The organism is Sphingomonas sp. BE123, assembly GCF_031456015.1.
In the GTDB taxonomy this organism is placed as follows: domain Bacteria; phylum Pseudomonadota; class Alphaproteobacteria; order Sphingomonadales; family Sphingomonadaceae; genus Sphingomonas.
The window spans coordinates 597,862-606,979 of the sequence record NZ_JAVDTW010000001.1; the positions used below are offsets into that span (position 1 = coordinate 597,862).

The 9,118-nt window shown below is 66.6% G+C and carries 14 protein-coding genes; all 14 read left to right on the forward strand.

Translation table 11 applies throughout. The features are described 5' to 3' along the window. The first annotated feature begins 4 nt into the window (after positions 1 to 4). The 14 genes from J2Y54_RS02935 (at position 5) to J2Y54_RS03000 (ending at position 8,973) form a co-directional block, all read left to right on the forward strand. The gene (locus J2Y54_RS02935; RefSeq protein WP_310036781.1) at positions 5 to 628 is read left to right on the forward strand and encodes an HK97 family phage prohead protease; all 624 of its coding nucleotides are present in this window, start codon (positions 5 to 7) and stop codon (positions 626 to 628) included. Between the two features lie 44 nt (positions 629 to 672). After that, positions 673 to 2,055: a phage major capsid protein gene (locus J2Y54_RS02940; protein WP_310036782.1), complete on the forward strand. Its 1,383-nt coding sequence runs from the start codon at positions 673 to 675 to the stop codon at positions 2,053 to 2,055. A gap of 251 nt (positions 2,056 to 2,306) precedes the next feature. Then, positions 2,307 to 2,696, forward strand: a complete 390-nt coding sequence (locus J2Y54_RS02945) for a hypothetical protein (RefSeq protein WP_310036783.1) — start codon at positions 2,307 to 2,309, stop codon at positions 2,694 to 2,696. Further along, positions 2,693 to 4,075: a phage portal protein gene (locus tag J2Y54_RS02950; RefSeq protein WP_310036784.1), complete on the forward strand. Its 1,383-nt coding sequence runs from the start codon at positions 2,693 to 2,695 to the stop codon at positions 4,073 to 4,075. The genes J2Y54_RS02945 and J2Y54_RS02950 overlap by 4 nt, the downstream gene beginning before the upstream one ends. Then, positions 4,068 to 5,192 (forward strand): hypothetical protein, encoded by a 1,125-nt coding sequence (locus tag J2Y54_RS02955; protein ID WP_310036785.1) that lies wholly within the window; start codon positions 4,068 to 4,070, stop codon positions 5,190 to 5,192. Before J2Y54_RS02950 ends, J2Y54_RS02955 begins: the two co-directional genes overlap by 8 nt. After that, complete coding sequence (locus J2Y54_RS02960) at positions 5,189 to 5,491, forward strand: head-tail connector protein (RefSeq protein ID WP_310036787.1); 303 nt, start codon at positions 5,189 to 5,191, stop codon at positions 5,489 to 5,491. The genes J2Y54_RS02955 and J2Y54_RS02960 overlap by 4 nt, the downstream gene beginning before the upstream one ends. Further along, complete coding sequence (locus J2Y54_RS02965) at positions 5,488 to 5,880, forward strand: head-tail adaptor protein (protein ID WP_310036788.1); 393 nt, start codon at positions 5,488 to 5,490, stop codon at positions 5,878 to 5,880. The genes J2Y54_RS02960 and J2Y54_RS02965 overlap by 4 nt, the downstream gene beginning before the upstream one ends. Further along, positions 5,880 to 6,407: an HK97 gp10 family phage protein gene (locus tag J2Y54_RS02970; protein WP_310036790.1), complete on the forward strand. Its 528-nt coding sequence runs from the start codon at positions 5,880 to 5,882 to the stop codon at positions 6,405 to 6,407. Before J2Y54_RS02965 ends, J2Y54_RS02970 begins: the two co-directional genes overlap by 1 nt. Beyond that, complete coding sequence (locus tag J2Y54_RS02975; protein WP_310036792.1) at positions 6,408 to 6,809, forward strand: hypothetical protein; 402 nt, start codon at positions 6,408 to 6,410, stop codon at positions 6,807 to 6,809. Between the two features lie 9 nt (positions 6,810 to 6,818). Further along, positions 6,819 to 7,067 (forward strand): hypothetical protein, encoded by a 249-nt coding sequence (locus tag J2Y54_RS02980; RefSeq protein WP_310036793.1) that lies wholly within the window; start codon positions 6,819 to 6,821, stop codon positions 7,065 to 7,067. A gap of 71 nt (positions 7,068 to 7,138) precedes the next feature. Then, complete coding sequence (locus tag J2Y54_RS02985) at positions 7,139 to 7,588, forward strand: hypothetical protein (RefSeq protein ID WP_310036794.1); 450 nt, start codon at positions 7,139 to 7,141, stop codon at positions 7,586 to 7,588. Positions 7,589 to 7,693: 105 nt separating this feature from the next. After that, positions 7,694 to 8,125, forward strand: coding sequence for a hypothetical protein (locus J2Y54_RS02990; protein ID WP_310036795.1), 432 nt, complete (start codon positions 7,694 to 7,696; stop codon positions 8,123 to 8,125). A gap of 137 nt (positions 8,126 to 8,262) precedes the next feature. Beyond that, positions 8,263 to 8,556 (forward strand): hypothetical protein, encoded by a 294-nt coding sequence (locus J2Y54_RS02995; protein ID WP_310036796.1) that lies wholly within the window; start codon positions 8,263 to 8,265, stop codon positions 8,554 to 8,556. Positions 8,557 to 8,592: 36 nt separating this feature from the next. Then, positions 8,593 to 8,973, forward strand: a complete 381-nt coding sequence (locus J2Y54_RS03000) for a DUF6232 family protein (protein ID WP_310036798.1) — start codon at positions 8,593 to 8,595, stop codon at positions 8,971 to 8,973. The last annotated feature ends 145 nt before the right edge of the window (positions 8,974 to 9,118 follow it).

Here is a 9,118-nt window from a genome sequence, read left to right on the forward strand (position 1 = left end):
CAACATGCTGAACCGTGCATATTCGTTCATCGAGGTGAAGTCGTTCGACGACGACAAGCGCGTCATCGAAGGAACCGCGACGACCCCGACCGCGGACCGCATGCAGGATCGCGTCAACCCGCTGGGCGCCAAGTTCCAGCTGCCCATCCCGTTCCTGTGGCAGCACCAGCACGACCAGCCGGTCGGCCACGTGGTCGACGCGACCATCAAGGCGAGCGGGATCAAGTTCAAGGCGGAGATCGCCCGCATGGACGAGCCCGGCAAGCTGAAGGACCGGCTGGACGAGGCGTGGCAGTCGCTGAAGCTGCGCCTGGTCCGCGCCACGTCGATCGGCTTCAACCCGCTGAAATGGTCGTTTCTCGACAATGGCGGGATCGATTTCGAGGAGTGGGACTGGCTGGAGCTGTCCGGCGTCACCATTCCGGCCAACCCCGAGGCGGTGATCTCCGCCGTCAAGCATTTCGACCGCATTTACCGGGAGGCCCAGGGGGTCCCCGAATACCAGATCCCGCAAGCCCCCGCGTCTGCCCCGTCGGGCAAGTCGGCACGGGTCGTGAAGCTGGACGCGCCTGCCCGCGACCGGGCGGCTCCCTTCGTGGTGCGCCGGATCATCCGCGCCCGCGCCTGACCAACCGGGGCCCGCCCCATCTGACAAATCGAAAAGGACGAGCAATGAACATTGCCGAGCAGATCGCTGCGTTCGAGACCAAGCGCGCCGCGCTTGTCGCCGCGAACGAGACCATCATGAGCAAGGCCGCCGGCGAAGGCGCGACCCTGGACGCCGAACAGGAAGAGGCGTTCGACGGCAACCTTGCCGACATCGAGGCCATCGACAAGCACCTCCTGCGCCTGCGTGCGATGGAGAAGTCGCTCGCCACCAAGGCCGTCCCCGTGATCGGCACCACCCCCGCCGAAGGCACCGTGTCGCGCGGCGGGTCGGGCCCGATCATCATCAACAAGGGCGATGCGGACGAGGCCTTCGAAGGCCAGATGTTCACCCGCATGGTGATCGCGAAGACGCTGGCCCGCATCGAGGGCGTCGGCTTCGCACTGGGCGAAGCGCGCAAGCGCTGGGGCGATCGCAGCCCGCAGCTGGTCAATGTCATCCGTGCGGCAGTCGCCGGCGGCGGCAGCGACACGGGCGAATGGGGTGCGGAGCTGGTGAACGCGGACACGCGCTACACCGGCGACTTCATCGAATATCTCTATGCCCAGACGCTGTTCGATCGTCTGCCGCTGCGCGAAATTCCCGCGAACGTCATGATCAAGGGCCAGGACGGCGCGGCGACCGCCTATTGGGTCGGTCAGTCGAAGTCGATCCCGGCGAGCAAGCCGGACTTCTTCAACGTCTCGCTGACCCCGTTGAAGGTGGCTGCGCTGGCGGTCGTCTCCAAGGAACTGCTGCGGGACAGCTCGCCGGCGGCCGAGATGCTCGTCCGCGACGCGCTGGTCGAGGCATCGGCGCAGAAGGTCGACAGCACCTTCTTCAGCAACAGCGCAGCGGTTGCCGGGGTTTCGCCCGCAGGCATCCTGAACGGGGTGACGGCGCTGACCAGCCTGGGCAGCGATGCCGAGGGGCTGATCGCCGACATCAAGCAGCTGTACGCGCCGTTCATCGCCGCCAACAACGCATCCGGCCTGCACTATGCGACGACCGAGTCGCTCGCAAAGTCGATCGGCCTGATGCAGAACGCGCTGGGCCAGGATGCTTTCCCGGGGATCAGCGCCAGCGGCGGCACGCTGAAGGGCGATCCGATCCACGGGGGCGGCAATGTCGGCGTCGGCGACATGATCCTGCTCAAGCCGTCGGACATCTACAAGATCGGCGACCGTGGGGTCGAGGTGTCGCTGTCGAGCGAGGCCGCGATCGAGATGGACAGCGCGCCGACGGGCGAGAGCGACACGCCGACCGCGCATGGCGGCGTCGTGTCGATGTTCCAGACCGAGTCGGTCGCGATCAAGGTTGTGCGTCCGCTCAACTTCGCGAAGCGCCGCGCCTCGGCCGTGCAGTATATCGGCGATGCCGATTATGGCGCGGCCCCCGTCACGCCCTGAACCGGCGCGTGACCTGTCCCAGGGGCGGGGTCTTCGGACCCCGCCCCAACGGACAAAGCCGATCAACCCGGTCGCAGATGTCGAGAAATGGGTGAGGCCGCCCCCGGCGCTGACGTCCGAACCGAGCCGGGTTATGGGCCCGGAGCCCCGATGCTCGACCTCACGCAGCAATATAGGGCCGGATCCGGACGGGCGCAACCTGCCGCCGCCGCGCATCCACACAGTGCCTTGTTCCCGGAAGGAGATCGCCGATGCTGATCGCGACAAAGCCGTTCGTCTACGCCAATCGCCGTATGCAGACGGGCGATCAATTCGAGCCGCGCAACCGCGCCGATCGCCGCCTGCTGATCGCCATGAAGCGCGCGCGCCCCGACGAGGGCGCAGGGAGCCCGCAGGCACCCACGCCGAGCCCTGCCCCTGCCCCTGCCCCTGCCCCTGCCCCTGCCCCCACCCCCACTCCCGCGCCAGCGCCAGCAGCGGCCGACAGCGCGGATGCAGCGCGCGCAGGCGCAGGCGCAGCCGATCCGGGCAAGGTGGACGAACGCGTCGCGCTGCGTGAGCAGTACAAGCAGAAGACCGGCCGCAAGCCCTTTGCCGGGTGGGATGCCGAGACCCTTCGCAAGAAGATCTCCGAAGCGTGAAGATCTTCGGCCTCGAGATCAGCTTTGCCGGCCTGAAGAAGGCGCTGTCACCGGTCCATAGCTGGACCGGCGGCTGGCATACGATCCACGAGAGTCATCCGGGCGCCTGGCAACAGGATGTCGAGGTGAGGCAGGACACGGTCTTTGCCTTTCCCGCCGTTTTTGCGTGCCAGACGCTGATCGCTTCGGACATCGCGAAGCTGCGGATCAAGTTGGTCGCGCAGTCGGACGACGGCATTTGGGTGGAAACCAAGAATCCCGCCTATTCGCCGGTGCTGCGCAAGCCGAACCATTTTCAGAATCGCATGCAGTTCTTTGAGAACTGGCTGCTTTCGAAGCTTGGCCGCGGCAACACCTATGTCCTGAAGCGGCGCGATGGTCGCCGGGTGGTGACCGGCCTGTACGTCCTGAACCCGGATCTGGTCACACCGCTGGTCGCGAGCGACGGATCGGTCTTTTACCAGCTGCAGACCGACAATCTCGCGGGGCTGCCCGAAAGCGTGCTCGTCCCGGCGAGCGAGATCATTCACGACCGCTTCAACTGCTTTTTCCATCCGCTGATCGGGCTGTCGCCGATCTACGCCAACGGCATTGCCGCGATGCAGGGCAATGCCATGCAGACCGCGAGCACCAAGCTATTTCAGAATGGCGCGCGGCCGGGCGGCATCCTGACCGCGCCGGGCGAGATCGGCGAAGAGACCGCCGCGCGGCTGAAGGAATATTGGGACCAGAACTTCACCGGCCGCAACGCCGGCAAGGTCGCCGTGCTGGGCGATGGCCTGAAGTACGAGGCGCTGGCGGTCAAGGCGACCGATGCCCAGCTGGTCGAGCAGATGAAATGGACGGCCGAGGTGGTTTGTTCGACCTATCACGTCCCGCCGTACAAGATCGGCATCGGCCAGATGCCGACGAACAACAACGTCCAGTCGCTCAATATCGAATATTACAGCCAGGCGCTGCAGGTGCTGATCGAGGCGATCGAGCTGTGCCTGGACGAGGGGCTGGGCATGGATGGCGAAACGCTCGGCACCGAGTTCGACCTGGAGGGTCTGCTGCGCATGGACAGCGCGACCCAGATGGACGTGCTCGAGAAATCCAAGGGCAAGCTGACGGTCAACGAGCAGCGCAAGCGGCTGGGCATGAAACCGGTCGATGGCGGCGACACCGTCTATCTGCAGGAACAGGACCATAGCCTCGCCTGGCTGGCGCGCCGTGACGCCATGCCGATCGAGGTCCCCGCGGCGCCGCCCCCCGCGCCAGCGCCGCCGCCCCCTGAACCCGAACCGTCCGCCACGAACGACAATGATCGGCGCGATGCGCTGGCGCTTGGCGCGGCGGTGCGCCGCGCGCTCCGCGAAAAAAGGGCTCCCCATGGTTGATATCCCGACGCTCGCCCAAGAGATCGCCGCGATCGTCAGCGAGGAGGTCGAGCGCGCCAATGCGCCGCAGGTGCGCGATGTCGCGGAGCTTAAGGCACGCGCGGCGACGGCATTGGACCTGGACGCCGTCGAGCGCCTGGTGGCGGAGCGGATCGAGCGCGCGATGGCTGATCTGCCTCCGCCCGCGCCGCCCGCCGAGATCGACATGGCAGCCGTCGAGCAGATGGTGGCCGGACAGGTCGAGCGCGCCGTCGCCGCGCTGCCGCCCCCCGCGCCGCCGGCCGAGGTCGACATGGCCGCCATCGAGCGACTGGTGGCCGATCGCGTCGAGCGCGCCGTCGCCGCGCTGCCGCCCCCCGCGCCGCCGGCCGAGGTCGACATGGTAGCCATCGAGCGACTGGTGGCCGATCGCGTCGAGCGCGCCATCGCCGCGCTGCCGCCGCCGGCGCCGCCGGCTGAGGTCGACATGGCAGCGGTCGAGCGACTGGTCGCCGAGCGCGTCGAGCGCGCCGTCGCCGCAGTGCCGCCGCCGGCGCCGCCGGCTGAGGTCGACATGGCAGCGGTCGAGCGACTGGTCGCCGAGCGCGTCGAGCGCGCCGTCGCCGCGCTGCCGCCGCCGGCGCCGCCGGCCGAGGTCGACATGGCAGCCGTCGAGCAGATGGTGGCCGCGCGCGTCGAGCGCGCTGTCGCCGCGCTGCCCCCCGCGCCGCCGGGGCAGCCTGGCCAGTCGGGCGTCGGCCTTGCCGGAGCGCTGATCAATCGGGACGGGAACCTGATCATCACGCTCAGCAATGGCGAGTTGCAGGATCTGGGCCGGGTCGTCGGACGCGAGGGATTCAGCCTCGAGAATTTCGACACGAAATGGGATGGCGAGCGAACGCTGACGCTGTCGTTCAATGACGGGCGGCAGGAATATTCGCATCAGCTTCACATGCCGATCGTGATCTATCGCGACGTCTATGCCGAGGGGGTCGCGTACGAGCCCGGCGACGCGGTGACGTGGGGCGGGTCGCTGTGGATTGCCCAGCGCACCACCAGCGCCAAGCCGGACACCACGGACAGTGGCTGGAAGCTCTCGGTCAAGCGAGGCCGGGACGGCAAGGACAAGACGTCGTGACGGCCCTGATCAGCACCATGGCAGCGCGGATCCAGCTGCGGCTCACGGAAAGCGAGCTGGATAATGTCGATGTCGCCGCAGACCTTGCGCAGAAGGCGGACGATGCCACCGGTATCGTGATCGATTACATCAAGAATTCCGACCATGGCTGGACGGAGCAGACCGTGCCGGCGCCGGTCCGGACCGCGATCCTGCTCGTGCTCACGACGATCTATGAGTATCGCGGCGGCGAGGTCGATCCGATCGGTCCGTCGGTCAAGTCGCTGCTCCAGCGTTTTCGCGACCCGACGCTGGCATGAAACCGCAACTCACATTCGCCAGCCGCTTGCGCGACCTGCTCCGCATCGAGCGGCCGGTCCCTGACTCAGGCTTTGCCGGCGCCGGGTCCGGGACGTGGATCCTCGTCGAGGAGGTCCGCGCCGAGGTCAAGGACGTGCTCCCCAGCCGCGGCGAGCGGCTCTCGGGAGGAATCAACGTCGCAACGCGCCCGGCGCGGATCCGCATGCGGTACCGCAGCGATGTGACCCCGGACATGCGGCTCGTGCTCGGCGCCCGGGTCGTCGACGGAACGGTCGACTATTCCAATGCGCGGATCATGCAGATCACGGCTGGCCCGGCCGAACTCGGCAACCGCGATGGCGTCGAGTTCATGGCCGAGGACTACAGCACGGCCGGGAACGCGGCCTGATGCCCAAGGTGACGGGGAAAGCCGCGGTGAAGCGGTATTTCGATGCTGTCCCCCCAGCCTTGATCGAGACGATCCTGCCCGGCGCGGCGCGCGCGGGCGGCAAGGTGATCGCCGACGAGGCGAAAGTGCGATGCGAATCCGATCTAGTCAGCAATGCGATCGTCACGCGGGTGAAGCGCGACGGCACGCTGATCATCGTCAAGGTGGGGGTCAAAGGCCGCTGGGCAAATGCTGTTGGCAACTGGCTGGAATACGGGACCGACGGCCACTTCATCAGCGTGGACGACAGCCAGCGCCAGGGGATGAGCGTTAGCCGGATCAACACGCTGCAGAAGAGCGGGTCGCTGGTGATTGCTGGCCAGTTCGTCGGGGCGACGGTCTGGCACCCAGGCGCGCGCCCCTACCCGTTCCTGCGGCCCGCGCTGGACCTGCGCCAGGATGAAGCGATCGCGGCTGCCCAGGGATACATCACGAGCCGGGTGGCGCGGCTGACGCTGGGCGGCTCGGGCGATCCGGGGAGCGAGTAAATGGACGGGAACGCGATTGTCGGCGCGCTGCTGACCACCGATGCGCCGCTGAACGCCGTAGTCCCGAGCGATCGGATCAGGGCAGCGAAACTGCCGGATGGCATTGCCCTGCCAGCCCTGCTGGTGCGCACCATCAGCGTTACTGAGCGCCAGCCGCTGCGCAAGGGCGCCCGAACTCGAACGGTCGCGCGCGTCAGTGTCACGGTGCGCGCCACGAACTACGCCGAGCAGATCGCGGTGCTCAAGCTGGTTCGGGCACGTCTGCGCGGGTGGGTCGGCGCGATCGCGGGAGTGACGGACGTATCGATCCAGACCGCGGGCACCGGCCCCGATGTTCTCGGGCCCGGCGAAAGCTTTGAACAGGCGCAGGATTTCCGGGTGTCGTTCGACGCCCCAACCTGAGGAATGACCATGAGCAAGAAGAGCGCATTCATCATCAGCAGCTTCACCGACGCAGGCACCACCGCGCGCTACGCGGCGGGTTCGATCGAGAAGATCGGCGAAGGGGAATACGGCAACTACGTCGCAGCCGGGCTCGTGCGCGAGCCCACCGAAGCCGACATGAAGGCCGCAGAGGACGGCGCCCCCGTGCGCACTCCCCCTGCCAACACCACCGCCGCCGCGGCGAAGGCGCCTGCGAAGGCCGCCCCCAAGGCGTGAAAGCATTCGGCCGCCCGGTGGGCGGTTGAACACCCGCCGGCTCGGCCGGCTCGCCCAAAAGGAGAAAGACGATGGGTTCCACCACTGTGGCGGGCACGGCGCTCGCTATTTCCGCCGGCATCCCGGCAACGCAGACCGAAGCGGGCTATTCGGCGCTGACCTACACCGAGATCGGCGGGATCGAGAAGATCGGGTCGATCGGCGCGGTCACCAACAAGGTCGAGTTCCAGCCGCTGAAAGGCGCCAAGCAGAAGCACAAGGGCAGCACCGATTACGGCTCGCTGCAGCCCTCCATGGCGCACGACAAGGCCGATGCTGGCCAGACCTTGCTGCGCACCGCGTCGGCGCCGGACAACCATGCGCTCTATGCGTTCAAGGCCACCTATCCGAACGGCGACGTGCGCTACTGGCAGGGGCGCGTCTTCGGTTACCCGGAGATGGTCGACGGCGCCGACACGATCCTGATGGCCAACCCGACGATCGAGATCGACACGGCCATCGTCAAGGTCGACGCCACTTAACCCGTCATCCATTTCCGGCCAACCGGCCGGTCAACTCGCATCGGCCCGTCCCGTGCTCTCGCGGGCGGAGACGGGTCGATGCACCCGCGAGAGAGGTAAGTTCACATGCTCGATATCACCACCAAAGCCGTCGCAGCGACCGCCGCGATTCATCTCAAGGATGCTGAAGGCAATCACATGTATTTCGGCGAGGGCGATGCCCGCAAACCTGTGCAGATCGTGGTCTATGGCCCCGGATCGGCCCAGTATGCCGAGGTCGAGGCCCGTCAGACCAACCGCGCAGTCAAGCGCATGCAGGACAATGACGGCAAGGTCGCCGTTGCATCTCCGGAGCAGCGTGACGCAGAGCAGGCAGAAGACCTGGCCGCGATCACGGTCAGCTTCGAGAACTTCACCTATCCGCCCGCCGGCACGGCCGCAGGCGCGGAGATGTTCCGCGCATTCTATGCCGACAAGTCGCTCGGCTTCATCACGGCCCAGGTCCTGAAGGCGGTTCGTGACTGGGGAAACTTCAAGGTCGCTTCGCCGCCGAACTGACGCTCGTCGTCGAGCAAATGGCGTGGCTGGGCGCCGTGCCGAAGCCGCCCGCCGGCTCCAAGCGGGCCAGGCGGGCGGACTCAGCGCCGAAGCTGTCTCGGCTCGAGCAGTTGAAGCGCGACGGCATCACTCCAGCGATGCCCCCAAATCCCGCGCCGCACATCATTGGCTGGCTGACCGAGATCGGTTTGGTCAGCGCGGCCGGGATGGGGGCCGGTCCGATCGCGTGGCAGGAGATTGTCGCATGGCAGGCGGCAACCGGAGTCGTTCTACCCGCCTGGACCGCGCGTCTGATCCGGCGACTGTCGGTTGCCTATGTCGCGATGAGCCGAAAGGCCGAAGACGAGACCTGTCCGCCGCCGTGGCGCGCGCCGGTGACGGAACGCGAGCGGGCAATCGAAGAGGCGCGGTTGCGGATGGTATTGGGCTGACGCGAGTGATAGCATTCCCCGGCAATGGGGGAACCGATGACGCAATTCGCTGACGTCGTGATTGACGACCACTTCGTTCGGGTAGGTGGCAAAAGCTATGCCATCAACAAGATCAACTCGGTCGAGATCCGCGGACTCACCAAGAAGGGGTCATCAGCCTATCCCCTACTTTGGGTTCTTGCGGCAGTCCTTCTGTTCGCAGCTATTGCCGGTGAGGCCAAAGGGGTATCGATCTTCCTCGCGATCATCGCTGCCCTCTTTGGGCTTCGATCATGGTCGAAGCGCCATTCAGTGACGACATATAGCCTGTTTTTGGTCACATCGTCCGGAGAGGCTCAGGCGTTTGCGTCTCAGAACGGTTCGGAAATCAACCTGATGCGTCAGCGGATCGAAAGCGCGATCGCAAAGGCGGCCTGACCTCCTCCATGGGATTGGTCTTTGCACTGAGCATTGCTGCCGGGCAGGCTTTCGTCTGCACACCGGTCGCGGTGTGGGACGGCGACGGTCCGATCTGGTGCAAGGAAGGCCCGAAGGTGCGCCTCGCTGGTATCGCGACGCGCGA

What these genes read in the sequence shown, in the direction of transcription:
- J2Y54_RS02955 (WP_310036785.1), top strand. Translation starts at nt 4,068, where the DNA reads ATGGTTGATATCCCGACGCTCGCCCAAGAGATCGCCGCGATCGTCAGC.
- J2Y54_RS02940 (WP_310036782.1), top strand. Translation starts at nt 673, where the DNA reads ATGAACATTGCCGAGCAGATCGCTGCGTTCGAGACCAAGCGCGCCGCG.
- J2Y54_RS02995 (WP_310036796.1), top strand. Translation starts at nt 8,263, where the DNA reads ATGCCCCCAAATCCCGCGCCGCACATCATTGGCTGGCTGACCGAGATC.
- J2Y54_RS02945 (WP_310036783.1), top strand. Translation starts at nt 2,307, where the DNA reads ATGCTGATCGCGACAAAGCCGTTCGTCTACGCCAATCGCCGTATGCAG.
- J2Y54_RS02985 (WP_310036794.1), top strand. Translation starts at nt 7,139, where the DNA reads ATGGGTTCCACCACTGTGGCGGGCACGGCGCTCGCTATTTCCGCCGGC.
- J2Y54_RS02965 (WP_310036788.1), top strand. Translation starts at nt 5,488, where the DNA reads ATGAAACCGCAACTCACATTCGCCAGCCGCTTGCGCGACCTGCTCCGC.
- J2Y54_RS02970 (WP_310036790.1), top strand. Translation starts at nt 5,880, where the DNA reads ATGCCCAAGGTGACGGGGAAAGCCGCGGTGAAGCGGTATTTCGATGCT.
- J2Y54_RS03000 (WP_310036798.1), top strand. Translation starts at nt 8,593, where the DNA reads ATGACGCAATTCGCTGACGTCGTGATTGACGACCACTTCGTTCGGGTA.
- J2Y54_RS02980 (WP_310036793.1), top strand. Translation starts at nt 6,819, where the DNA reads ATGAGCAAGAAGAGCGCATTCATCATCAGCAGCTTCACCGACGCAGGC.
- J2Y54_RS02935 (WP_310036781.1), top strand. Translation starts at nt 5, where the DNA reads ATGCTGAACCGTGCATATTCGTTCATCGAGGTGAAGTCGTTCGACGAC.
- J2Y54_RS02990 (WP_310036795.1), top strand. Translation starts at nt 7,694, where the DNA reads ATGCTCGATATCACCACCAAAGCCGTCGCAGCGACCGCCGCGATTCAT.
- J2Y54_RS02975 (WP_310036792.1), top strand. Translation starts at nt 6,408, where the DNA reads ATGGACGGGAACGCGATTGTCGGCGCGCTGCTGACCACCGATGCGCCG.